The following is a 24,031-nucleotide window of genomic DNA, read 5'->3' as shown; positions in this document are numbered from 1 at the left end:
TTACGGGACGCCGAGTTCGAAGAGGGCGTAGCCCGCGTACGAGCCCGAGGCCAGGGCCGCCGTCCCCAGCAGCATGAACAGGTGGGCGAGGCTGAGGCGGCGCAGTGCGGCGGCGAGTGGGAGGAAGAGGGGGAAGAGCGGGAGCAGATAGCGGGAGACGTTGCTGAAGATCTGCTGGCTGCCCAGGACGAGCGCGACGGTGAGGACCGTGTAGACGATCAGGACGGCGGGCGGGCGCAGCCGGAGCAGGAGCGGGAGCAGGGCGAAGCCGAGCAGGACCACACAGGCGCTGATCAGGTCCGCGAAGGGCCAGGCGAAGAGGTAACTCGTCTTGCCGACCGGGATGGACGTGAGGACGTCGAGGGTCTGCTTGCCGTAGTCCCACTTGTGGGCCCAGGCACCGGACTGGAGCTTGAAGTAGCCGCCGTAGTCGCCCATTCGATGGCCCACCCAGCCGAGATAGGCGAGCAGGCCGAGTGGTGCCATGACCATCGCGGCCAGCGGGCGGACGATGCCGTCGCGGCGGTCGCGCAGTGCGAACAGGGCCGCTACGGCGACCGCGGCGATCAGTGCCGCCGCCGTGGGGCGGTTGAGGCCGGCGGCGCAGGTGAGGAGGCCGGCGGTGAGCCAGCGGCGGGTGAGGACGGCGTGGCAGGCCCAGGCGGCCAGCGCGACGAAGAGGGAGTCGGAGTAGACCGCCCACTCGACGCCGGATCCGGGCCATACGGCCCACAGCCCCGCCGCGGCCAACCCGGCCCGGCTGTCGAGGAGTTGTGCGGCGACGGCGTATATCCCGAGGGCGGCGGCGAAGGAGGCGAGCACGGAGACCAGGAGGCCGGCGCCGTAGGAACCGAGACCGGTGAGTTCGGAGGTCAGGCGGATCAGTGCGGGGTAGAGGGGGAAGAAGGCCGCCGAGTTCCCTTCGAGAGTGATCATGCCGGTGGCGCCGGGGATCCGGATCAGCTCGGGGTGGTAGCCGTGGACGGCGATCTGCTGGTACCACCAGCCGTCCCAGGTGGCCAGTACGTCCCAGGGGTGGGCGCCGCCGCCGAAGCGCGGGTTCTTGGTGCGGTAGTTCCCGGCGGAGTCCAGCAGCCACATGAAGGAGACGAAGCCGATGAGCTTCAGCGCGCCGTAGAAGGCGAGTACGGGGGTGTGGCGCTCGACGGTCCGGCGCAGTCGTTGCCACTGACCGTCCGTGGGGGCGGGCCGCTCCTCCGGCAGTCCCACGTTCCAGCCGCTTACCGGGGTGATGGTCTCGTTCACGCGCTGAACACCCACGCCCGGAGCAACAGGAACCGCAACACGGTCGCGGTCAGGTTGGCGGCGAGCAGCACGGCGAGATCGGTGGCGTGGCCGGCCGCGGGCGCCGCGTGGTGCAGCGCCGCGAGGGAGCCGCTGGTGAGCGCCAGACCGATCAGGAAGACCACGAGTCCCTTCCCGTGGTGGCGCAACGCGCCGCCGCGTCCGCGGTGCCCGAAGGTGAGGCGTCGGTTCGCCGCCGTGTTGGCGAGGGCACAGAGCAGGAGCGCGAACGCGTTGGCGACCTGGGCACCGAGCGCCGGGCTCAGTGCCGCATACAGCAGCAGGTGTCCGACGGTGCTCATCGCCCCGATGGCGGCGAAGCGGGCGAGTTGAGCGGCGGGACCGGCGGGCGGGCGGGTGAGTCGGGGGGTCTGTGCCGCCTGCGCGGCCTGCGCGGTCTGCGCGTGGGTGAGGCGGGCGGCTTGTCCGGCTTGCGTCTGCGTGGGGTGGGCGGGCGGTCTGGGCTGGGCGGGCGTGGGGTGGGCGGCTGGTTCGGGCTGGGCGGGCGCGGGATGGGTGGCTGGTTCGGGCTGGGCGTGCGCGGGATGGGTGGTTTGTCCCCCCTGCGTCCGCGCGAGCTGTACGCCCGCTCCCGCCTGCGCCCGCGTGGCCCTGGTGGTCGGTTCAGTCGGCGGGCCGGCGTCGGGGGCGTCCAGGTTCGGGGCGAGTCGCGGTGCGGCGGGTGACAGCGTGCCGCGGGCCAGTGTTCTGGCGATTCTGGCGATGCCGCGTAGGTCGGCCAGGGCCGTGGTGAGGATGTCGACCCGGCTGTCGGGGTCGTCGACCCAGTCGACCGGGACCTCGTGGATGCGGAGGCCCGCGCGCTCGGCTATCACCAGGAGTTCGGTGTCGAAGAACCATCCGGTGTCCTCGACCAGGGGCAGCAGCACCTCGGCGACATCGCGTCGTACGGCCTTGAATCCGCACTGCGCGTCGGAGAAGCCGACGGCGAGGGTGGAGCGGAGCAGGGCGTTGTAGCAGCGGGAGGTGACCTCGCGTTTGGGGCCGCGCACGACCCGGGAGGCGGGGGCGAGGCGGGTGCCGATGGCCAGGTCGGAGTGGCCGGAGATCAGCGGGGCGACCAGGGGCAGTAGCGCGGCCAGTTCGGTGGAGAGGTCGACGTCCACGTACGCGAGCACCGGCGCGGGTGACTGCGACCAGGCGGCGCGCAGTGCCCGGCCCCGGCCCTTCTCGGGCAGCCGTAGCCACTCCGTTCCGGGGAGTTCAGCGGCCAGGCCGGCGGCGATCCGCGGGGTGCGGTCCGTGCTGGCGTTGTCGGCGACGGTGATCCGGAACGGGTACGGGAACGCCTCGGAGAGGTGCGCGTGGAGGCGGCGTACGTTCGGCTCCAGGTCCGTCTCCTCGTTGAACACCGGGACGACGACGTCCAGGACGGGGCCGGGGTGATGGGTCGGTACCGGTGTGCGTCGCGGTAGCAGGTCGATCACGTCCGTCGGCCTGAGTGACTCGTCATTCGTCATGATTTGCCCTTTCTGTGCACTGATTTGGGGCATGCCGAAGGCACCAGTGGCGGGGGTGGGTTCAGGATCCGGAGCCGGGCGAGACGGTGAGCATCGTGGTGACGGACGACGGTGTGCTCCGGCTCAGGTTCTGCGCGGTCGCCGTCTCCGTAGGTGTGGAGGTGGTGGCGGGCGGTGTCGTAACTACCCCGTTCCCGCTGGTGGTTGCCGTGGCCGTGGCCGGACTTCCGGTCGTGGCGGGTGCCGTGGGAGTGTCCGAGGTCGTGCTGCCGGGGTCGGCCAAGGATGTCGTGGCGGACGAGGTGGGCGGAGTGGTCGGGGTCGCCCCGGGTGTCGGGGCCGAGCCGGTGGACGTCGGGCTCGTCGCGGGCCTCGGGTGGGGCTCGGCGGGCTGGACCTTCGTCGGACCGACGGGCAACAGGAGCAGCCCGATGCCGACGCAGGCGACGGCCAGGGCGGAGCCGACGGTCCTGCGCACCATCCTGGTCCGGCGACGGGCACGTACTCCTTCATGGAGACGTTCGCGGTGTCGCGGCGCGAAGGAGTCGGGCTCGTGCGCGTCGCGCATCATCCGCGCCAACTGCCGTTCGAACGGGTCCATTTGATCCATGGGGTCCTCCTTCACCGCGTCGGCTCGATGGCGTCGGTCAGGATCTGCCGCAGCCGCGCCACACCACGCGAGGCGTGGGAGCGCGCAGTGCCCACCGGGCATCCGAGCGCCTCCGCGACCTGGCCCTCGGGCAGGTCCTGGTAGTAGCGCAGCACCACGGCCGCACGCTGGTTCGGCGACAGCTGGGCGAGCGCGGCCTCCAGCCGGGACCGCTCCGCCACGTCGGCGGACACGTCCCCGGTCATCGCCCCCTCGGGCAGCCGCTCGACGGGGCGTTCACCCCACCAGCGCCGTCGGCCCGAGCGCGCCGCCGCACGGACCATCACCTTGCGGACGTATGCCTCCGGCGCGTCCTGGGAGACCTTCGGCCAGACGAACCAGAGCTTGACCAAGGACTCCTGCGCCAGATCCTCGGCCCGATGCCGGTCACCGCCGACGAGCAGACGCGCGAGATGGAGGAGTACCGACCAGCGGGCCGCCACGAACTCCTCGAACTCACCCGCCTGACCCTGCTCGATGCGCACTGTCTCTGCTCCCACTGGTTGCCTACACCGGGTAAAAGGCTGTGGGGCACCTGCTGCGATGCACTTGGGTGCCGTGATCTGGATCACGGCGTGCGCGGCAGCGGTCAGGCCGGACCGACCACCCGCACGAAGCCGCTGCCCTGCTTGAGTGCCGGGTGCGAGCCGAGCGTTCCGCCCGCGAGGTTGAACACCGCCATCAGTGCGGCGAGTTGCCACAGCACCGCGCCCTGCCAGGCGAACATCGCGAGGGCGCCCGCGATGGGGGTCCCCCCGGTCGAGCGAAGCCGAGAGTGGGGGGAACCGCAGTTGACGATCTTGGCGGTGGCCGAGGCGGTCACCAGGTCGAGGTGGAGCACGGCGGTGAGGGCGAGGACCAGGAACGTGCCGGTGCCGGGGCCGACGAGCCCGTCGTAGAAGCCGATACCCAGGCCGGCGAGGACGACGTTCACCGGTGCCTTGCGGGCGTACGTCACCGCGGCGCCGGAGGTGCCGACGATGGCCACGGCGTCGATCCAGCCGGCCGCGAGGGCGGTGAGGCACAGGACGGCGACCACGGTCAGCGATATAGCGATATATCGGGCATGCTCGCGACCCTATGGACGGGGTACGTGTGCCGCCCAACGACTTGAGGGGGTGCCGAGCTTCAGCGGCCGTTCTCCAGATACCGGAGTACGGCGAGCACCCGTCGGTTCCCCGTCTCCGACGGCGGCAGGTCGAGCTTCGTGAAGATGTTGGCGACATGCTTCTCGACCGCGCGCTCGGAGACGGTGAACGCGGTGGCGATCGCGTGGTTGGTGCGGCCCTCCGCCATCAGGGCGAGGACCTCGCGTTCGCGCGGGGTGAGGGCGTCGAGGGCGGTGGACCGGCGGGCGGCGCCGAAGAGTTGGGCGACGACCTCGGGGTCGAGCGCGGTGCCGCCGGCCGCGACGCGTTCCAGCGCGCCGACGAACTCGCCGATGTCGACGACCCGTTCCTTGAGGAGGTACCCGAACCCGGCCGGGTTGCCGAGGAGTTGGGCCGCGTGGGTCGTCTCGACGTACTGCGAGAACAGCAGGACGCCCATCGCGGGGTACTGCTCCCGCAGTCGTACGGCCGCCCGTACGCCCTCGTCGGTCTGGGTGGGCGGGAGGCGGATGTCGACGACGGCGACGTCCGGGGCGTGGGCCGCGACCGCGACCAGCAGGGCCTCCGCGTCGCCGACCGCCGCGGCCACCTCCACGTCCCGCAGCTGGAGCAGCTGGACCAGGCCGTCGCGCAGGAGGGCCGAGTCCTCGGCGATGACGACGCGCATGCCACTCCGTTCAGATGGGGGTCATGTGTGGGGCAGTTCGACCGTGACCACGGTAGGGCCTCCGCGCGGGCTGTCGCAGGTCAGTGTGCCGTCGACGGTACGGACCCGGGCGAGGAGGCCGGTGAGTCCGGAGCCCGCGCCGATCGCCGCGCCGCCCCGTCCGTCGTCGGTGACGCGCAGCCGCAGGACTCCGTCGCGGGCGGTGACGTCGACGGCGGCGGCCGTGGCCCGGGCGTGTTTCGTCGCGTTGGCGAGGAGCTCGGCGGCGCAGAAGTAGGCGATGGTCTCGACGGCCGGGGTGGGGCGGCTGCCGATGTCGGTGGTGAGGGTGACGGGGAGCGCGCTGTCGGCGGCGAGGGTGGTGAGCGCGGCGTGCAGGCCCTCGTCGAGTACGGGCGGATGGATGCCCTTGACCAGGTGGCGCAAGTCGGTGATGGCCTGGGTGGCGTTGCCCCGGGCGGTGTCGACGACGGCCAGAACGCGGTCGGGCGCGGCCTCGGTGGTGACCAGTTCGCGGATCATGGTGAGCTGCATGGCGAGGGAGACCAGCCGGGCCTGGGTGCCGTCGTGCAGATCGCGTTCGATACGGCGGAGGGTGGCGGCGGCGTCGTCGACGGCCCGGGCGCGGGTCTCCTCCAGGGTGCGGATCCGGCGGGTCGCGGCGTCGGGGCCGAGCAGCACGGTCAGCAGGGCGCGCTGCGGGCCGAGCGCGTACCGGAGGAGTACGGGCGCGAGGGCCAGCAACAGCAGTCCGGCCGCGAACGGGATCAACCACCGTGGCCAGGAGTCGAGTGGGAAGCCGAAGAACTCCAGTGACACATGGTGCGTGGAGCCGTCGGTGCCGCTGTGCACGGTGTTGTAGTTCCAGCGTTTGAGCAGCGGGTGCAGGGTGAGCAGGACGCCGTAGACGTATCCGATGACGACGGCGGCGTACGCGAAGACGGCGGTGAACGGGGTCAGCAGCGCGCACCCGACGGCCCGCCAGCCCGTCCGGTCCAGCAGGACGCCCCGCCGCCAGCCGAGGAGCCCGCTGCCACCGGGTGTGCCCGGCGGTTCGATCTCCAGCCCGAGCAGCCGCCGTGCGAGCCCCCGCTGCAGCGCGCCCAGCGCCAGCGCGCCCCGGACGGTGACGGCCAGCAGCCACAGCCCGAGCGTGGTCACCGACAGCGCCCCGCCGAACACCAGCCCGACAAGCGTGAGGAAGAAGCCGGCCAGGGCGAGCGGGAGGGCGATCACGCCGTAGAGGACGGCGGCCAGCGCGCGGCGGCCGAAGGTGGCGACGGCGAGCGTGCGGAGGCGGGAGCGGAGGCTCGGCATGGGATCAACCTAGGAGAGGAGCGACCTGGCGACACGGACCTGTACTGCGGTGAGGCCCCGCACCAGCCACGGCATCAGCAGCAGGAAGCCGATGCCACCCAGGATCGCGTGGAAGGCCCAGGCCCCGGCGAAGGTCGGGCCTCCCCAGGCACCGGCGTAGTCGCCGCCCGCGCGCAGGGGCCAGCCGAGGTTCATGGGGACGATCGCCCAGCCGTAGACCGTGATGAACAGGGAGAGGAGGTTGAGGGGGGAGGCGAGGAGCGCGTGCCGCAGGCCGCCGCGGCGTGTGGTGCCGGGAAGGTCCGTGTCCAGGAAGCGGCGGACCAGGCCCCGCTGCCAGCGGGCCGTGGGGGCGCCGAGCAGGGAGAGCGGGACGCACACCAGGCCCACGGGGAGCGCGAGTACCGCGTAGGCGGTGCGGCGCCAGGTCGCGGCGGTGAAGGGCTCGCGGGCGATCCGCCACATCCGCAGCGCCCCGGTGTCGTGGACCTGCACATCTCGAACGCTGCCCATGGTGCTTCCTCCCGGCCGTGAACTGCGGAAAACCGATGTCTCCAGCGTTCCGCCGCCGCCCGCCGTACACGATGGTGCCTGCACGGAAGTACGGGGTTCGGTTAACCGAACCGGCGCGGACCGGCCCGTCCTCACACCCCGCCCCCGGCGCGCGCCCGGAACCCTCACACCCCCCGCGCGCTCCCGCTGAGGGCAGCGTTCCTCACGGGAAACAGATGTGATGCGGTCGGGTAACACCGAAGTCGCAGGCTCCTGGACATGACCTCGAATCCGCGTGTGGTGCCCACCATCGTGCTCGTCGGCCACGGCATGGTCGGTCAGCGCTTCCTCGAAGCGCTCGCCGAGCGCGGCCTGACCGCGACACACCGCGTGGTCGTGCTGTGCGAGGAGCCGCGCCCGGCCTACGACCGCGTCCAGCTCACCTCGTACTTCTCGGGCCGCACCCCCGAGGAACTGTCGCTCACGGACGCGGAGTTCATCAAGGACCACGACATCGAGCTGTACGTCGGCGACCCGGCCGAGACCATCGACCGGGCGGCGAAGACGGTAACGGCCCGCTCCGGGCTGACAGTTGAGTACGACGCCCTCGTGCTCGCCACCGGCTCGTATCCGTTCGTGCCTCCCGTCCCGGGCAAGGACTCCGACGGCTGTTTCGTCTACCGCACGATCGAGGACCTCCTGGCGATCGAGGCGTACGCCAAGTCGCGGGCCACGACCGGTGCCGTGGTCGGTGGCGGGCTGCTCGGTCTTGAGGCCGCCGGTGCGCTCAAGGGGCTCGGACTGGCCACGCACATCGTGGAGTTCGCGCCCCGGCTGATGCCGGTGCAGGTCGACGAGGGCGGTGGCGCGGCCCTGCTGCGCACCATCGAGGACATGGGACTTACGGTCCACACGGGGACCGGTACGCAGGAGATCGTGGCGGACGCGGACGGCGCCGTCGTCGGCATGAAGCTGTCGGACGGTTCCGAACTCACCACGGACATGGTGGTGTTCAGCGCCGGTGTCCGCCCCCGCGACCAACTCGCCCGTTCCTGCGGCCTGTCGGTGGGCGAGCGCGGCGGCATCACGGTCGACGAGCAGTGCCGTACGGTCACCGACCCGCACGTCTTCGCGATCGGCGAGTGCGCGCTGGCGGCGGACGGCCGGGTCTATGGCCTGGTGGCGCCCGGCTACGAGCAGGCGGAGACGGTCGCGGCGACCATCGCGCAGGACGAATCGGCGTTCACCGGCGCCGACTTGTCCACCAAACTGAAGCTGCTCGGCGTGGACGTGGCGTCCTTCGGCGACGCGCACGGCGCCACCGCGGACTGCCTCGACGTCGTCTACTCCGACGCGCGGGCCGGGACGTACAAGAAGCTAGTGATCGGCCGGGGCGGCGAGCTGCTGGGCGGCATCCTGGTCGGCGACGCGGAGGCGTACGGCACACTGCGCGCGTTCACGGGGTCCGTACCGCCGGTCTCCCCCGAGCAGTTGGTGCTGCCGGCCGGTTCCGGAGGCGCCGTCCAGCTCGGCCCCTCGGCGCTGCCCGACGAGGCGGTGATCTGCTCCTGCCACAACGTCACCAAGGGCGCGATCCGCGGGGCGGTCACCGAGCACTCCTGCACCAGCGTGCCGGAGGTGAAGAAGTGCACCAAGGCCGGTACCGGCTGCGGGAGTTGCGTCAAGGTCCTCGGCCAGCTGGTCACCGCCGAGCTGGAGGCGAACGGCGTCGAGGTCGACAAGGGCCTGTGCGGCTGCTTCGCACAGACCCGCGAGGAGCTGTACGAGATCGCCCTCGCGCTGCGGATCAACTCCTACCAGGATCTGCTGGACCGCTACGGCCGTGAGGGCGCCCGGGGCGGCGACGGCTGCGAGATCTGCAAGCCGACGGTCGCCTCGATCATCGCGTCCCTCGCCCCGACGATCGGCGCGAGCGGCTATGTCCTGGACGGCGAGCAGGCTGCGTTGCAGGACAGCAACGACCACTTCCTCGCCAACTTGCAGAAGAACGGCTCCTATTCGATCGTGCCGCGCATCCCCGGCGGCGAGATCACCCCCGAGAAGCTCATCGTGATCGGCGAGGTGGCCCGCGACTTCGGCCTCTACACGAAGATCACCGGCGGCCAGCGCATCGACCTCTTCGGCGCCCGGGTGGAGCAACTCCCGCTGATCTGGGCGAGGTTGGTGGACGCGGGCTTCGAGTCCGGCCACGCGTACGGAAAGGCCCTGCGCACGGTGAAGTCCTGCGTCGGCCAGACCTGGTGCCGCTACGGCGTCCAGGACTCGGTGCGGATGGCGATCGACCTGGAGCTGCGCTACCGGGGCCTGCGCTCCCCGCACAAGCTCAAGTCGGCGGTCTCCGGCTGCGCCCGCGAGTGCGCCGAGGCCCAGTCGAAGGACTTCGGCGTCATCGCCACCGCCAACGGCTGGAACCTGTACGTCGGCGGCAACGGCGGCGCCACCCCGCGCCACGCGGACCTCCTCGCACAGGACCTGTCCGACGCCGAACTGGTGCGCCTGATCGACCGGTTCCTGATGTTCTACATCCGTACGGCCGACCGCCTGGAGCGCACGAGCGTGTGGCTGGAGCGGATCCCGGGCGGCCTGGACCACATCCGGGACGTGGTCGTGGAGGACTCGCTCGGTATCTGCGAGGAGCTGGAGTCGCTGATGGCCGCGCATGTCGCCGGGTACCGCGACGAGTGGGCCGAGACCATCAACGACCCCGAGAAGCTGGACCGGTTCGTGTCCTTCGTGAACGCGCCGGACACCCCGGACCCGGTCGTCGGCTTCGTCCCCGAGCGCGACCAGATCAAGCCCGACCTGCCACTGCTGACCATCGGCATGCGGCCCCAGCAGACCGCAGACGTCCTGGAAGGAAGCGCCCAGCGATGACCCTGGCTCCCGAGACGACCGACCTCAAGGTCCAACTCCAGCTCACCGAGGGCTGGTTCACGGTCTGCGACCTCAACCGGCTCACCCCCGGCCGCGGAGTGGCGGCCCTGCTGCCCGACGGCCGCCAGGTCGCCCTGTTCCGCGACCGCTCCGGCACCCTCTACGGCATCGACAACCGCGACCCCTTCAACGGCGCGGCCGTCCTCTCCCGCGGCCTGACCGGCACCCACCAGGGCCGCCCGTTCGTCGCCTCGCCGCTGCTGAAGCAGCGCTTCGACCTGATCTCCGGGGAGTGCCTGGACGACGCGTCGGTGCGGGTGGAGACGTACGAGGTGCGGGCGCACTGACCTGAGCGCCCGGCACTCCCCGTCAGCGGACCCGGCCGGTGCGCAGCGCGGTCGTCAGGGCCGCGGTGCTCAACACGGCCGTGGCCAGCAGGTAGTAGCCCGGTGACACCGGCGAACCGGTCGTCTCTATGAGGGCCGCGGCGATCGTCGGTGTGAAGCCGCCGAAGAGCGCGACCGTGGTGTTGTAGCTGAAGGACAGGCCCGTCGCGCGGGCCCGGGCCGGGAAGATGTCGGCCATCACCGACGGCAGCGTGCCGAAGTACACCGCCTTGAGCAGGGCGAGCACGGTGGTGCACGCCGCGAAAGTGAGGAAGGACGGCGAGGCGTTCAGCCACAGGAAGAGCGGCACCACGCTCACGCCGATCAGCAGCGCGGCCGGGATCATGATGCCCAGCCTGCCGTGCCGGTCGCCCAGCAGCCCCACGAGCGGAGTGACAAAGGTCAGGACGGCCCCGGCGATGAGCAGCGCCGTGAACGACAGCGAGGCGTCCAGGCCCAGTTGACCGATGCCGTACGTCGGCAGGTACTGGAGCATGAAGTTCAGCGCCGTCGACACGATCAGCGCACCGCCGGCGATCAGCAGCCCGCCCCAGTGGTGCCGGAAGACCGACACGATCGGGGAGGGCGTCGGGGCGGCCGACTCCGACTCCGGGGCCAGTACCGGGGATTCGTCCATGTAGCGGCGTACGAAATACCCGACCGGGCCGATCAGCAGGCCGAACGCGAACGGCACCCGCCAGCCCCACGACGTCATCTGGGCATCGGACAGCAGAGCCGTGAGAGCCGCCGCGAAGCCCGCCGCCATGAGCGTGGACAGGCCCTGGCTGGCGAACTGGAAGCTGCCGAGGAAACTCTTGCGCCGCTCGTCGTGCTCGACCAGGAAGGACGTGGCCGCCCCGAACTCGCCCCCGGCGGCGAACCCTTGGATCAGCCGCGCGAGCACGATCCCCAGGGTCGACGCGATCCCGAGGGTCGCGTAGCCGGGCATGACCGCCAGCAGCAGCGTGCCGAGCACCATAAGCCGGATCGACAACACCAGTGCTTTCTTACGGCCGTTGCGGTCCGCGTACGCGCCGAGCAGCAGCCCGCCGAGCGGCCGGATCAGATAGGTCACGCCGAACACGGCGTAGGCCTGCACCAGTTGGACGCCGGGGTTGCCGCCGGGGAAGAACGTGCGGCCGATGTAGGACGCCATCAGCGCGTACAGGGCGAGGTCGAAGAACTCAAGGGCGTTGCCGATGGTGGCCGCCGCGATGGCACGGCGTGCGGTGGGGCGGCCGGGGCTTCGGGTGTCGTCGGGACGAGTGGACTGGGTGGGCTGGGGCGACGGAGCGGTCATCGGGGGTCCTTCCGGCGGGTGTTGGGGAGGGGGGCCGGACGGGGTGCGGGTGCCGAGACTCGGGGACGCTCAGGTGTTGTGCGTGCGTGGCGGTGTTATGCGTGCGTGGGCAGCGGCCGGTCCGTGGGTGGATGGCCGAGGGTGTGGAACAGACCGGTCGCCAGGACCAGGCCCTCACGGGCTATCGACGCCAACAGGTGTTCGTCGGGGGCGTGTTGGAGGCAGCCGGGGTAGGAGTGGGGCAGCCAGAGGGTCGGCAGGCCGAGGACGTCGGTGAAGACGGCGTTGGGCAGCGAGCCGCCGATGTTGGGCAGTACGGCGACCGGGCGGCCCGCGACCTCTTCCAGCGTGGTCCGGGTCCAGCTCACCCACGGGTCGTCGAGCGGGGTGCGGCTCGCGGCGAAGCGGCCGAGGACGCGGACGTCGACCATCGGGTACCCGTGCGCGGCCAGGTGCCGGGCGACGGTCTCGGCGGCCGTGTCGACGTCGGTGCCCACGACGTACCGGAGTTGGAGGACCGCGCGGGCGGTGCCGGGGATCGCGTTGACCGGCCGTTCGACGTCGGCCGCGCCCAGGGCGAGGACTTCGAGGGTGTTCCAGGCGTAGAGCCGTTCGGCGCCGGACAGTCCGGGCTCGCCCCAGCCCTCGTCCGGCACCGGGTCGCCGGGCGAGGCGGCGACCTCGACACCGGCGAGCGCTTGGCGGACCGCCGCCGGGATCGCGGGCGGCAGCAACTCCGGTACGCGGATACGGCCGTGGCCGTCGACCAGGGTCGCGACGGCGCCGGCGAGGGTGGTCGCGGGGTTGCGCAGCAGGCCGCCCCAGTTGCCGGAGTGGTAGGCGTCCGGCCGTAGATCGGTGGTGAGTTGGAGTTGCAGGCCGCCGCGCGCGCCGAGGAACAGGGTCGGTGTGGTGGCGTCCAGACGTGGTCCGTCCGAGGCGACGAGCACGTCGGCGCGCAGCAACTCCCGGTGTGCTGCGGCGAATTCGTCGAGTCCGGGTGAACCGATCTCCTCGCCGGACTCCAGCAGGAAGGTCAGGTTGAAGCCCAACTCGCCCTGGTCGGCGAGGAGTAGCCGCAGGGCGGTGAGGTTGACCAGGTGCTGGCCCTTGTTGTCGGCGGCGCCGCGTCCGTACCAGCGTTCACCCTCCGCGGTCAGCGTCCACGGGTCGCGGCCCTCGCTCCACCGGCCCGCCTGGCCCTCGACGACATCGGCGTGGCCGTAGACGAGCACGGTCGGCAGGTCGGGTGACTCGACGCGGGTGCCGACCAGGAAGGGGCCGCCCGCCCGGTCGGGGTTGTCGTACCGGACGGCCGCGCAGCCGAGGGCGGTCAGGGCCGGGGTCAGCACCTCGTCGAGGTATGCCTCAATGGCAAGGCGGCCTTCCGGCCGGGAACTCTCCGTGGCGTACGCGACCATGGTGGCCAGCTCGGTGAAGAAGGCGCCCGAGTCGACGAACTCCTCGGCTTTACGGGCCAGTTTCTCAGGGATCACGGGAAGATCTCTCCAGGGAGGGCGGGGTCGGCCGGGGTGGCGCCGTCTCGTGGTTCCAGCAGCGTAGGACGGATTCCGGCGTGCGACCATTGCCGTTTGTGACGCGATGCGTTCTGATTTCGGCAACGCACTACGTGACCACAAGGAATCCCCATGCAGCTCCTGCCGGTGAACCTCGCCTACTTCCTGGAAGTCGCCCGCACCGGCTCGGTGACCGAGGCGGCCAACGCGCTCAACGTGGCGCCCTCGGCGATCAGCCGACAGATCGCCAAGCTGGAGTCCGGCATCGGGGTCCCGCTGTTCGCCCGGCATCCGCGCGGGATGACGTTGACCGAGGCGGGCTCCCGGCTGCTGGCCCACGCCCGCCGCACGGAGACCGAATCGACCGCGCTCCTCGAGGAGTTGAGGACGGGGCGGGGAGCGCAGGCGCGCAGTGTCGCCGTCGCCTGCTCGGAGGGGTTCGCGCGGCGGCTGGTGCCACGGACGGTCGCCGACTTCCGCCGCGAGCACCCCGGGATGACGTTCCGCGTGGACGTAGTCGACCGCCAGGAGGCGACGCGTCGCGTGGTCGAGGGGCTCGCCGATGTCGCCGTCACGTACACGATGGGCCCGCAGCACGACGTCCGTGTCGAGTGCGCGGTAGTGGTCCCGGTCGCCGCGATCGTCCCGCTCGGCCATGAACTCGCCGGCCGCGACCGCATCGGCCTCGCCGACCTCTGCGCCTACCCGCTCGCCCTGGCCTCGCCGGGCACCAGTCAGCGTGAACTCTTCGACATCGGCGCCCAGTTGGAGGGGATCACGGTCCGCCCCGCGCTGGTCTGCGACAGCCTCGGCCCGCAGTACGAGTTCGTGCGAGCGGGAGGGGGCCTCGCGCTCGTCGGCGATCTCGGCGATCTCGGCGGCATCGGGCAGGACACCTCGGCCGAGGGCGTGGCGTACGTCCCCGTCGACCACCCGGTGTTCCGGCAGCGTGAGGCGCAGGTGCAGACGGCGACGGGACGCCGACCGTCATGGCCCGCGGCACAGTTCACCGAACTGCTGGTGGGGGCGCTGCGGCGGGACCGGTCCCCCTGATCCACGGCATGCATGACCTGCATGACCTGCATGACCTGCATGACCTGCACATAAGCCTCACGCCGACGACGATGACAGCTGAGTGCTTCCCAGCGGTCAGGTCGTTCTGGTTGCTACTCGGCCTGCAGGACGAAGAACAGGAAGCACAGGAAGCGCGGCATGGCCGCGATGGCCTCGGGGAACAGTTCGCGGGCGGCGGGATCGGGCTCCGGCTCGCTGATGACCGATATCCGGAAACCGGCCCCGATGAAAGCCTCGATCATCGCGTGCAGCGGCCTGTGCCATCTGCTCACCAGGGCGGTCTGGCCGCCCACGGTCCACTCCACGGTCCATTTGGTGGTGTCGAAGTAGTTGCACTCGGCCTCGCGACCGGCCTCGCGGTGTATGAGGTTGATGGCAAAGGGATGGTCGACAGACGCGATCAGCCGACCGCCGGGCCTGAGTACGCGTCGCAGCTCGGCCAGCGCCGGCCCCCAGTCCTCCAGGTAGTGCAGCACCAGGGACGCCGCTACATCGTCGAACGTGTCATCAGCGTAAGGAAGCGGGCTGCCCAGGTCCGCCACCCGCAGGTCCGCACCGTCGCCGAGCCGCTGCCGAGCCAGTTCCAGCATCCCGGCACTCGTGTCGAAGCCACTCACCATGGCGCCACGGTCGCGCAGCGCGGCAAACAGGGCCCCCGAGCCGCAGCCCGCGTCGAGGATCCGCCGACCGGCCACGTCTCCGGCGAGGGCCAGCATCGCGGGCCGCTCGTAGTAGGCATTGACCAGGTTGGTTTCGTTTGAGGCCGTGTACGCCTCGGCGAAGTTGTTGTAGTCGTTGGTCTTCGACGGATTCACACTCACTGCGGACGGCGAGACCAGCTTGGTGGAAATCGCGTGCTCTTGGCGCTCGCTTGAGATCATGGTGCGGGAGACGTGCGCTGCAGCAGTTCGGTTCCTGGATGCGGCCATAGCCGCGGCCCGCCCGCGGCGGTCAGCAGTAAGGGGGCTGGTTGGTCAGGGACGCTGCCACTCGCATCCACACGCCAGGCCTCGGCTCTGCCAGTCGTTGCGGGCCACGTACGGGACCTTGAGACCACGAGCAGCCCATGGCAGGCTCATGCCGCATGATCGATGAATTCGCGAAGGACAACCTGCACGAAAGACTGCGGCGGGACCGCAAGGCGCTGCTGTGGAAACTCGACGGCTTGTGCGAATACGACGCCCGCCGGCCTTTGACAGCAACCGGGACCAACCTCCTAGGCCTGGTCAAACACATGGCCACCGTCGAGGCCATGTACTTCGGCGAGGTCTTCGACCGTCCTTCCCCGGAACCGCTGTCCCGGTGGCAGGACTACAACGGCAACGACCTGTGGGCCACCGAGCACGAGACCCGCGATCAGATCATCGAGTTCTACCGGCGCACGTGGGAACACTCGGACGCGACGATCAACGAGCTTCCCCTCGACGCGCCCGGCCACGCGCCGTGGTGGCCGGAGCCGTATTCCAACACGAACCTGTTCGCCATCCTGGTCCATGTCCTCGGCGAGACCATCCGGCACACCGGCCACGCCGACATCCTGCGCGAGGGCCTCGACGGCCGGACGGGGATGCGCCCCGAACACGAGCAGCAGATCGACGAGGAAGCCCGTGCGGCCTCCTGCGCGAAGATCGAGCAGGCCGCCAGGTCGGCCGCAGCAATCAAGGCTTAGTCAGGCTTACCACGGACCACATCCGCGAGGGCGTCCGTATCATCGTGGTCAGCCCCGGCGCCACCGACACCCCCATGCCCCTGCGCCCCGGCGAGACGGAGGCCGACCGCGCCGAACGCGTACGTGCCACGCTCCCAGCCTGAACACACGCTCCTACGCCTTGAGTTGGTCGTAAACGACTCCCGTCAGCTCCTCCGAGGCCTCCCAAAGTCGTTGCCCCATCGCGTCGTTGAGGGTCCAGGGTGCGCGCCAAGAGCGTGCCGGGGCCCCGCGCCACATCGCAACTCGCGGACCGTAGAAGGAATCGGGGCGTACGTCGGGCGCGGTCGCGGCGTAGAGGGAGGGCAGCGCACCGGCCTCCGCCGACTGGGCGAAGACGCGATTGCCGAGTTCCATGACCCGTTCCGCACCCCTGCGCCCTTCCGCCTGCGGCCCGGCGGTCTGGAGGTTGGTGGCGGCGTACCCGGGGTGGGCGGCGGTCGCGACCACTCCCGAACCGGCCGCCGCGAACCGCCGCGCCAGTTCGTGCGTGAAGAGCAGATTGGCGGTCTTGGAACGGGAGTAGGCGGTCCAACGACCGTACCGGCGCCCGCTGTTGAGGTCGTCGATGTCGATGTTGGCGAGCGTGTGCATGAAGCTGGAGACCGTGACGATCCGGGCGCCCGGCGCGTCGAGCAGCGCCGGCAGCAACAGCCCGGTCAGCGCGAAGTGCCCGAGGTGGTTGACACCGAACTGCGTCTCGAAGCCGTCCACCGTCGTGCCGTACGGCATCGCCATGACCCCGGCGTTGTTGACGAGCAGATCCAGCCGCTCGTACGGAAACGTGGCCGCGAACTCCCTTACGGAGCCCAGGTCCCCGAGATCCAACTGCCCGAACTGCGCCTCGGCGCCCGGCACTTCGGCGACGATCCGGTCGGCGGCCTCGATCCCCCGCGCCTCGCTCCGACAGGCGAGCACCACCCGGGCGCCCTTCCGCGCCAACTCCCGAGCGGTGACGTAGCCGAGCCCACTGTTGGCCCCGGTGACGACGGCGACCCGGCCGCGCTGATCGGGCACGGCCTTCTCGTTCCAACCGGACATGGGCGGCTCCTTCCGTCGACGCGTGCATCCCGGTGCACGAAGAGCGTACGAGAGCCGGACCGGCCCCGCTCCCCCCACGCCGAGTGACCCGACGATCACGGACCATCACGGGTTGGTCACTCCCCCTTCGCGCGCCCCGTCCCTGCGTTACGTTCCAGGCCACACCGGACACAGGGGGACGAGATGACCCATCCATACGCGATGCCACCCGTACCACCGGCTCCCCAGCCGGACCGGCCCGCACCCCGCTGGGCCCGCAAGCGGTACGTACTCCCGGCCCTCGCCCTGACCTTCCTCATAGGCCTGGGCGCCGGCGGCTCCGGCCAGGACACGAAGAAGAACACGACGGCCGACGCGAAGCCGGCGGCGGCGAAGCCCCAACCGACGATGACGGTCACGGCGACCGCGACGGAGACGGCGACTCCGTCGCCCGGGCCCACGGTGACCGCGACGAAGACCGTCAAGGTCACCAAGACGGTGACGGCAGACGCGGCGGCGGGCAGCGGCTCCGGCGACACCGGCTCCGATTCCGGCGGAGGCGGCAGCACCTACTACACGAACTGCACCGCCGCCCGCGCCGCTGGCGTGACACCCCTCTACCGGGGCGACCCCGGCTACGACTCCCACCTCGACCGGGACGGGGACGGGGTCGCTTGCGAGTGACGGGGAAGGAGGCGGCGGTGTGCGCTCACTGCCCTGTCACCCCCAACCGGCCTCGGAGCCTCGCTACGGTGAACCGCATGAAGCTCTCGCCACTCGTCGCCCGGGAACGTTTTGCCGCGTCACCCGTCGCCCGGCTGGCGACAGCCGACGCCGACGGGGTACCTCACGCGGTCCCCGTCACCTTCGTCGTCCTGAATGACGCCGTGTACTTCGCTGTCGACCACAAGCCCAAGAGCACATGGAATCTGCGGCGGTTGCGCAACATCAGGGAGAACCCGTCGGTGACGGTGCTCGTGGACCACTACGCCGACGACTGGTCGATGTTGTGGTGGGCTCGCGCCGACGGTCTCGGCGAAGTGCTGGAGGACGGAGAGGAACAGCACCGCGCGGTGGAGCTGCTGTGCGGCAAGTACGACCAGTACGGGAACTCCCCTCCTGAAGGCCCCGTGGTCGCCATTCGGGTCGAGCGGTGGAGCGGTTGGGCCTTCACATAGCCTTGCCGTGACAGCCGAATCCGAGGTGGCGTACATGCCGGACCAAGATCTTCCTCCGTACCGCCGGATCGCGGACGACCTGCGGGCAGCGATCGCGGCGGGCAGGCTGACGCCGGGCGAGAAGCTGAAGTCGGAGAACGAACTCAAGGACGAGTACGGCACGACCCGGGTCACCGTACGCAAGGCGTTGTCCCTGCTCAAGGCCGACGGACTGTTGATCAGCGAACAAGGCAGAGGTGTGTTCGTACGGCAGCCACCCCGAGTGCGATTGCAGACGACCGGGGCCAACTTCCGTGAGCGGCGCGCCACCGGCATGAGCGACTTCACCGCCGAGGCCGCGGCACAGGGGCAGCGGGCACGGCAGCAGATCCTGTCCGTGGAGAGGGTTCCCGCCCCGGCCGAAGTCGCGGAGCGGCTCGGATTGTCGGCGGATGCCTCGGTGATCGTCCGGCGGCGCGCGTTCTTCATCGACGACGAGCCCATGCAGTTGGTGGACGGTTACTACCCGGAGGAACTGTTCGCCGACAGCCCTGTGGACAGGCCCGGCCGCATTCCCGGTGGCGTGAGTGCCCTCATCGAGGATCCCGCCGGGCCCGTAGGCCGGCGGATCGTCCGCTTCGTCGAGGACCTGGAAATTCGCATGCCCTCCCCGCCGGAGGTCGGCGCACTGCGCATCCCGCCCGGCGTTCCCCTGGCTCGCGTACTGCGTAGCGCTTACGTCGACGACGGGCAAGTTGTCGAAGTACTGGACTCACGCGTACCCGGCGACCGCCACCTCTTCCAGTACGTCATCGACGTGCCCTGATCTCGGGCTCTGTCAGCCTCATACGCCGACCCTCGACAGCAACTTGTATATCCAAGCTCACCTCGCTACGCTTGCCGCAGCTTGGATATACAAGTGGGGGCGGTGCCTCGACACACCGCTCGGGGTGCCGCCGACTGCGAAGGAGTCGATATGCGCCTTTTATCGCGAACCCTCGAACTGGTCGGAGCAGTCCTGTCGGGGGAGGTGACACGATGACGGACACACCGCATGTCGGCGACATCATGAAGGACACGGCCACCCACCGAGTCGGCAAGGTCATGGGTTTCGTGGGCCCGTACGTACAACTCAGGCCGCTCGGCGGCGGTATGGAGTGGGATGCTCAGCCGGAACAGCTCATGTCCACCGGCTCGGCGGAGGCACTGAGCGCGGGCGTCGCCGAAGCCAACTCCCGCTCCAGGTATGGGGTGTCCGTAGCGGCAGACTCCGTTCTCCCGACTGCTGTCAAGAGCCCGCGCACCACCGCTGAGGCTCCCCCGTCCTCAGACGAGTGCGCGCTGGCGAAGCGCCCCGGCTACCTGGACCTGCACACCGAATGCCGCCAAACGCAGGACGTATTCCTACCGGGATCCGCAGGCATCCTGCTGGCACCTCGCTGCGGCTGTGACTGCCACACCATCGCCGGCTGCCGGTAACTCGCGGACCTGGCGCGACCAGCACAAGAGGGCGGCACCCCCCGCACAGGGGTGCCGCCCTCTCTCGTGATCCGGAACCGCCGTCGTGTCGGTGAGGGTCAGGATGACCGACGGTTGTCCCGGGGTCCTTTACCGGTGATCGCTCCCCTGCGCCACCGAAGCCGCCCGCCCCGCCTCCAGCCGCGCCACCGGGATCCGGAACGGCGAGCAGGAGACATAGTCCAGCCCCACCTCATGGAAGAAGTGGACCGACTCGGGGTCGCCGCCGTGTTCGCCGCAGACGCCGAGCTTGAGGTCCGGGCGGGTCTCGCGGCCCGCCTTCGCCGCGAGCTTCACCAGCGAGCCGACGCCGTCCCTGTCGATCGTCTCGAAGGGGCTGACTCCGAAGATGCCCTTCTCCAGGTAGGCCGTGAAGAACGACGCCTCCACGTCGTCGCGGCTGAAGCCCCACACCGTCTGGGTGAGGTCGTTCGTGCCGAAGGAGAAGAACTCCGCCGCCTCCGCGATCTGGCCCGCCGTCAGTGCCGCGCGCGGGAGTTCGATCATCGTGCCGATGGACAGCTTCAGGGACGTTCCCGTCGCCGCCTCCACCTCCGCGATGACCTGGTCGGCCTCCTCGCGGACGATCTCCAGTTCCTGGACCGTGCCGACGAGCGGGATCATGATCTCGGCGCGCGGGTCGCCCTTCGCCGCCTTGCGTTCGGCGGCGGCCTCGGCGATCGCCCTCACCTGCATCGTGAACAGGCCCGGGATCACCAGGCCCAACCGGACACCCCTCAACCCCAGCATCGGGTTCTGCTCGTGCAGGCGGTGGACGGCCTGGAGGAGTCGCAGGTCGTTCTCGTGGGACTCCTGGCGGGACTCCGCGAGCGCTACTCGGACCGACAACTCCGTGATGTCCGGGAGGAATTCGTGCAGCGGCGGGTCCAACAGGCGGACCGTCACCGGGAGTCCGTCCATCGCCTTGAACAGTTCTACGAAGTCCGCCTTCTGGAGCGGGAGCAGCGCCTTGAGGGACTCCTCGCGTTCGGTGTCCGTGTCGGCCAGGATCAGGCGTTCCACCAACTCGCGGCGGTCGCCGAGGAACATGTGCTCCGTACGGCACAGGCCGATGCCCTGGGCGCCGAAGCGGCGGGCGCGCAGCGCGTCCTCGGCGTTGTCCGCGTTGGCGCGGACCCTCAACCGGCGTACGCGGTCCGCGTATCCGATGATCCGGTGGACGGCCTCGACCAGTTCGTCGGCGTCGTCCGCGCCCGCGTGCATCCGGCCCTCGAAGTACTCCACGACCGGGGACGGGACGACCGGGACCTCACCGAGGTACACCTTGCCGCTCGAACCGTCGATGGAGATCACATCGCCCTCCTCGACCACGTGACCACCGGGCACCGTCATCCGGCGGCGCTTCGTGTCGACCTCAAGTTCCTCCGCGCCGCAGACACACGTCTTGCCCATGCCGCGCGCCACGACGGCCGCGTGCGAGGTCTTCCCTCCCCGGCTGGTCAGGATGCCCTCCGCCGCGATCATGCCGTCGAGGTCGTCGGGGTTGGTCTCGCGGCGGACCAGGATGACCTTCTCGCCCGAACGCGACCACTTCACCGCCGTGTACGAGTCGAAGACCGCCTTGCCGACCGCCGCGCCCGGTGAGGCCGCGATGCCCCGGCCGACCTGCTGGACCTTGGCCTCGTCGTCGAAGCGCGGGAACATCAGCTGCGCCAACTGGGCGCCGGTGACCCGCTGGAGGGCCTCCGCCTCGTCGATCAGGCCCTGGTCGACGAGTTGGGTCGCGATACGGAACGCCGCGCCCGCCGTCCGCTTGCCCACCCGCGTCTGCAGCATCCACAACTGGCCGCGCTCGATGGTGAATTCGATGTCGCAGAGATCCTTGTAGTGGTTCTCCAGGGTCTTCATGATCTGCATGAGCTGGTCGTACGACTTCTTGTCGATCTGCTCAAGTTCCGCGAGGGGCACGGTGTTTCGGATGCCGGCGACGACGTCCTCGCCCTGCGCGTTCTGCAAGTAGTCGCCGTAGACGCCCTGGTGGCCGCTGGCCGGGTCGCGGGTGAAGGCGACGCCGGTGCCGGAGTCGGGGCCCAGGTTGCCGAAGACCATCGAGCAGACGTTGACGGCGGTGCCGAGGTCGTGCGGGATGCGTTCCTGGCGGCGGTAGAGCTTGGCGCGGTCGGTGTTCCAGGAGTCGAAGACCGCGTGGATGGCGAGGTCCATCTGCTCGCGCGGGTCCTGCGGGAAGTCGCGGCCCGCCTCGGTCTTGACGATCCGCTTGAAGCGGGTGACCAGCTTCTTCAGGTCGGCCGCGTCCAGCTCGGTGTCGACGGTGACCTTCTTGGTCTCCTTGGCCTTGTCGAGGGCCTCCTCGAAGAGGTCGCCGTCGACGCCGAGGACGGTCTTGCCGAACATCTGGATGAGGCGGCGGTAGGAGTCCCACGCGAAGCGCTCGTCGCCGGCCTGCTTCGCCAGGCCCTGCACGGACTTGTCGGAGAGGCCGATGTTCAGGACGGTGTCCATCATGCCGGGCATGGAGAACTTCGCCCCGGAACGGACCGATACGAGGAGGGGGTTGTCGGCCTGCCCGAGCTGCTTGCCCATGGTCGCTTCGAGGGCGTCGAGGTGTGCACTCACCTCGTCACGCAGTGCCGCCGGCTCCTCGCCACTGTCGAGGTAGGTCTTGCACGCCTCGGTGGTGATGGTGAAGCCGGGGGGCACGGGAAGGCCCAGGTTCGTCATCTCGGCGAGGTTGGCACCCTTGCCGCCGAGAAGGTCCTTGAGGTCCTTGTTTCCCTCGGTGAAGTCGTAGACGAACTTCGCTACGTGGGGTTCTTTGTTTTCCGACACGGGTCTCGACTCCTCGGGACGCGGGTGGCTGCCCTGACGGCCAGGAACATACCCAGATCGAAGGCGCCTGGGTACGTCCACTTGCATGTCATGCGTCCGTAACCAGTCGTCCGCCAGCGGATCTAAAGTCAAGGCTCGGCAAGCGAATGCCGTCGAGTGTTTTCACTTCTTGAACGCGGACAGGCCCATCTGCGGCATTTTCCGCTCACCTGAGCGGGCTACACGCTCGCCTGATTTCGATCGATGAACGATCAAGGGGTGGCACGGAGTGCCACCCCTTGGAGAAGTGCAGCCGCCCAAGATCCGCTCACCTGAGCGCCACCCCTATCAAAGGTGGTGAGAATCACGCTTCCACACCCGACGGGATTTCACCATGCGGACGCCCGCCGGACAGGCCTCCCGACCGAAATGTGAACGTCACATGCCCAGCGCGAGCAGCCGCTCCTCGACCCGCTCCGGCGCGTACAGGTACTCCACGACCAGCGCACCCGCCCCCACCAGACCGGCCCGCTCCCCGAGCCGTGAGGTCAGTACGTGCAGATGAGCGGTGGAGCGCGGCAGCGCCCGCTGGTACAGCAGCTCCCGTACGCCCGTGAGGAAGGAGGTTCCGGCCAGGTCTCCCGCGATCATCAGCACCCCGGGGTTGAGCAGGGTCACCACGGTCGCCAGGACGTCGCCGACCTGCCGTCCCGCCTCGCGGGCGAACGCCGCCGCCCCCGGGTGCCCCGAGGCCAGCAGGTCCCGTACGTCCGAGCCGGACGCGGCCGGCACCCCGGTCTCGGCCAGCCGTCGCGCGACGGCGCCACCGCTGGCCACGGCGGCGAGACAGCCGTAGGACCCGCAGCGGCACAGGGCCTGCGCGCCCGCCGGGATCCGGATGTGGCCGATGTCGCCGGCACCCCCGTCGATCCCCCGGAAGATGGAACCGCCCACGACGACTCCGGCGCCGATACCGGTCGAGACCTTGACCAGGACGAAGGCCTGGCAGTCGGGGTGGCCGGTGCGCTGTTCGCCGTAGGCCATGAGGTTGGCGTCGTTGTCGACGAGGACCGGTACCCGGGGGGCGCCGGTGTGGTCCGTGAAGGCGCGGGCCAGGCGGCCTCTTATGTCGTAGCCGTCCCAGCCGGGCATCATCGGCGGCTGGACGACCCGGCCGGTGTCGGAGTCGACCGGGCCGGGGACCGCGAGACCGATCCCGCAGACCTCGGACGCCCGGTGTCCGGCCTTCTCCAGCAACTCGGCGAACCAGCGGCCGAGTTCGCCGAGCACGGCGTCCGGGCCGTCCTCGATCACCAGCGTGCCGCCGTGCTCGGCGAGGATCTCGCCGGTGAGCGAGAGGACGCACGCGCGCGCGTGGCGGGTGTCCAGGTCCGCCGCGAGGACTACGGCATGGGCGTCGTCGAATTCGAGGGTGATCGAGGGGCGACCGCCCAGCGGGGAGTCCACCGGACCGCCCGCGCCCTCGCGCAGCCAGCCCGCGCGGAAGAGCCGGTCCAGGCGCTGGCCGACGGTCGCGCGTGAGAGGCCCGTCACTTGCTGGAGGGCGCCGCGGGTCGTGGCGCGCCCGGTGCGCACCAGTTCGAGCAGATCGCCGGCGCTCGCTTGACCTCGTCCAGTCATGCGCA

General features: G+C 70.2%; 22 protein-coding genes and 1 pseudogene. 9 read left to right on the top strand and 14 right to left on the bottom strand.

Going from position 1 to position 24,031, the window contains the following annotated elements:
• The 8 genes from ACIBJH_RS11095 to ACIBJH_RS11060 all read right to left on the bottom strand — a co-directional run bounded on the left by ACIBJH_RS11095 (nucleotide 1) and on the right by ACIBJH_RS11060 (nucleotide 7,041).
• On the bottom strand, nucleotides 1-1,266 hold the full coding sequence (locus ACIBJH_RS11095) for a glycosyltransferase family 39 protein (protein WP_399116558.1): 1,266 nt from the start codon (nucleotides 1,264-1,266) through the stop codon (nucleotides 1-3).
• Nucleotides 1,263-2,786: a glycosyltransferase gene (locus ACIBJH_RS11090; protein ID WP_399116557.1), complete on the bottom strand. Its 1,524-nt coding sequence runs from the start codon at nucleotides 2,784-2,786 to the stop codon at nucleotides 1,263-1,265. Before ACIBJH_RS11090 ends, ACIBJH_RS11095 begins: the two co-directional genes overlap by 4 nt.
• A gap of 61 nt (nucleotides 2,787-2,847) precedes the next feature.
• Nucleotides 2,848-3,396, bottom strand: coding sequence for a hypothetical protein (locus tag ACIBJH_RS11085; protein WP_399116556.1), 549 nt, complete (start codon nucleotides 3,394-3,396; stop codon nucleotides 2,848-2,850).
• A gap of 11 nt (nucleotides 3,397-3,407) precedes the next feature.
• Entirely contained in the window at nucleotides 3,408-3,914 is a 507-nt protein-coding gene (locus ACIBJH_RS11080) for a SigE family RNA polymerase sigma factor (RefSeq protein WP_359612136.1), read from the bottom strand.
• Between the two features lie 110 nt (nucleotides 3,915-4,024).
• Nucleotides 4,025-4,492 (bottom strand): TSUP family transporter, encoded by a 468-nt coding sequence (locus ACIBJH_RS11075; protein ID WP_399116924.1) that lies wholly within the window; start codon nucleotides 4,490-4,492, stop codon nucleotides 4,025-4,027.
• Nucleotides 4,493-4,563: 71 nt separating this feature from the next.
• Nucleotides 4,564-5,211 carry a LuxR C-terminal-related transcriptional regulator gene (locus tag ACIBJH_RS11070; RefSeq protein ID WP_399116555.1) on the bottom strand — a complete coding sequence of 216 codons (648 nt, stop codon included), beginning with the start codon at nucleotides 5,209-5,211 and terminating at the stop codon, nucleotides 4,564-4,566.
• A 21-nt stretch (nucleotides 5,212-5,232) separates the two neighbouring features.
• Nucleotides 5,233-6,528, bottom strand: a complete 1,296-nt coding sequence (locus ACIBJH_RS11065; protein ID WP_399116554.1) for a sensor histidine kinase — start codon at nucleotides 6,526-6,528, stop codon at nucleotides 5,233-5,235.
• Between the two features lie 9 nt (nucleotides 6,529-6,537).
• Nucleotides 6,538-7,041, bottom strand: coding sequence for a hypothetical protein (locus tag ACIBJH_RS11060; RefSeq protein ID WP_399116553.1), 504 nt, complete (start codon nucleotides 7,039-7,041; stop codon nucleotides 6,538-6,540).
• A gap of 258 nt (nucleotides 7,042-7,299) precedes the next feature.
• On the opposite strand from ACIBJH_RS11060, the gene nirB reads away from it, so the two are divergent.
• Nucleotides 7,300-9,915 (top strand): nitrite reductase large subunit NirB, encoded by a 2,616-nt coding sequence (gene nirB / locus ACIBJH_RS11055; protein ID WP_399116552.1) that lies wholly within the window; start codon nucleotides 7,300-7,302, stop codon nucleotides 9,913-9,915.
• The gene (nirD, locus tag ACIBJH_RS11050; protein ID WP_399116551.1) at nucleotides 9,912-10,262 is read left to right on the top strand and encodes a nitrite reductase small subunit NirD; all 351 of its coding nucleotides are present in this window, start codon (nucleotides 9,912-9,914) and stop codon (nucleotides 10,260-10,262) included. Before nirB ends, nirD begins: the two co-directional genes overlap by 4 nt.
• Before the next feature lie 22 nt (nucleotides 10,263-10,284).
• Here nirD and ACIBJH_RS11045 read toward each other — a convergent pair whose 3' ends face one another.
• Together ACIBJH_RS11045 and ACIBJH_RS11040 are read right to left on the bottom strand one after the other, a co-directional pair.
• Nucleotides 10,285-11,601, bottom strand: coding sequence for an MFS transporter (locus ACIBJH_RS11045; protein ID WP_399116550.1), 1,317 nt, complete (start codon nucleotides 11,599-11,601; stop codon nucleotides 10,285-10,287).
• Nucleotides 11,602-11,696: 95 nt separating this feature from the next.
• On the bottom strand, nucleotides 11,697-13,097 hold the full coding sequence (locus ACIBJH_RS11040) for a M20 family metallopeptidase (protein WP_399116549.1): 1,401 nt from the start codon (nucleotides 13,095-13,097) through the stop codon (nucleotides 11,697-11,699).
• 153 nt (nucleotides 13,098-13,250) lie between these two features.
• On the opposite strand from ACIBJH_RS11040, the gene ACIBJH_RS11035 reads away from it, so the two are divergent.
• Nucleotides 13,251-14,171 carry a LysR family transcriptional regulator gene (locus ACIBJH_RS11035; protein ID WP_399116548.1) on the top strand — a complete coding sequence of 307 codons (921 nt, stop codon included), beginning with the start codon at nucleotides 13,251-13,253 and terminating at the stop codon, nucleotides 14,169-14,171.
• A gap of 113 nt (nucleotides 14,172-14,284) precedes the next feature.
• Here ACIBJH_RS11035 and ACIBJH_RS11030 read toward each other — a convergent pair whose 3' ends face one another.
• A complete protein-coding gene (locus tag ACIBJH_RS11030; RefSeq protein ID WP_399116547.1) occupies nucleotides 14,285-15,073 on the bottom strand; it encodes a class I SAM-dependent methyltransferase in 789 nt (262 codons plus the stop codon).
• A 203-nt stretch (nucleotides 15,074-15,276) separates the two neighbouring features.
• Between ACIBJH_RS11030 and ACIBJH_RS11025 the strand changes: the two genes are divergently transcribed.
• Nucleotides 15,277-15,861, top strand: a complete 585-nt coding sequence (locus tag ACIBJH_RS11025) for a DinB family protein (RefSeq protein WP_399116546.1) — start codon at nucleotides 15,277-15,279, stop codon at nucleotides 15,859-15,861.
• A gap of 14 nt (nucleotides 15,862-15,875) precedes the next feature.
• Nucleotides 15,876-15,998, top strand: a pseudogene (locus ACIBJH_RS11020) (short-chain dehydrogenase); the annotation flags it as partial.
• A 16-nt stretch (nucleotides 15,999-16,014) separates the two neighbouring features.
• Here ACIBJH_RS11020 and ACIBJH_RS11015 read toward each other — a convergent pair.
• Nucleotides 16,015-16,941: an oxidoreductase gene (locus ACIBJH_RS11015; protein ID WP_399116545.1), complete on the bottom strand. Its 927-nt coding sequence runs from the start codon at nucleotides 16,939-16,941 to the stop codon at nucleotides 16,015-16,017.
• Between the two features lie 183 nt (nucleotides 16,942-17,124).
• Here ACIBJH_RS11015 and ACIBJH_RS11010 point away from each other — a divergent pair, with 183 nt between their 5' ends.
• From ACIBJH_RS11010 to ACIBJH_RS10995, 4 genes are all read left to right on the top strand, one after another.
• Nucleotides 17,125-17,604: an excalibur calcium-binding domain-containing protein gene (locus ACIBJH_RS11010; RefSeq protein ID WP_399116544.1), complete on the top strand. Its 480-nt coding sequence runs from the start codon at nucleotides 17,125-17,127 to the stop codon at nucleotides 17,602-17,604.
• 77 nt (nucleotides 17,605-17,681) lie between these two features.
• On the top strand, nucleotides 17,682-18,098 hold the full coding sequence (locus ACIBJH_RS11005; RefSeq protein ID WP_399116543.1) for a TIGR03668 family PPOX class F420-dependent oxidoreductase: 417 nt from the start codon (nucleotides 17,682-17,684) through the stop codon (nucleotides 18,096-18,098).
• Between the two features lie 7 nt (nucleotides 18,099-18,105).
• A complete protein-coding gene (locus ACIBJH_RS11000; protein WP_399116542.1) occupies nucleotides 18,106-18,903 on the top strand; it encodes a GntR family transcriptional regulator in 798 nt (265 codons plus the stop codon).
• 212 nt (nucleotides 18,904-19,115) lie between these two features.
• Nucleotides 19,116-19,556 (top strand): hypothetical protein, encoded by a 441-nt coding sequence (locus tag ACIBJH_RS10995; RefSeq protein WP_399116541.1) that lies wholly within the window; start codon nucleotides 19,116-19,118, stop codon nucleotides 19,554-19,556.
• A 129-nt stretch (nucleotides 19,557-19,685) separates the two neighbouring features.
• Here ACIBJH_RS10995 and ppdK read toward each other — a convergent pair whose 3' ends face one another.
• Together ppdK and ACIBJH_RS10985 are read right to left on the bottom strand one after the other, a co-directional pair.
• A complete protein-coding gene (gene ppdK, locus ACIBJH_RS10990; protein WP_399116540.1) occupies nucleotides 19,686-22,406 on the bottom strand; it encodes a pyruvate, phosphate dikinase in 2,721 nt (906 codons plus the stop codon).
• A gap of 417 nt (nucleotides 22,407-22,823) precedes the next feature.
• Complete coding sequence (locus ACIBJH_RS10985; protein ID WP_399116539.1) at nucleotides 22,824-24,026, bottom strand: ROK family protein; 1,203 nt, start codon at nucleotides 24,024-24,026, stop codon at nucleotides 22,824-22,826.
• Between the last annotated feature and the right edge of the window lie 5 nt (nucleotides 24,027-24,031).

The sequence above is a fragment of the Streptomyces sp. NPDC050548 genome, assembly GCF_044457385.1.
Classification (GTDB): domain Bacteria; phylum Actinomycetota; class Actinomycetes; order Streptomycetales; family Streptomycetaceae; genus Streptomyces.
Note: the sequence above shows the minus strand (reverse complement) of the source record. Positions and strands in the feature narration are given on the sequence as shown.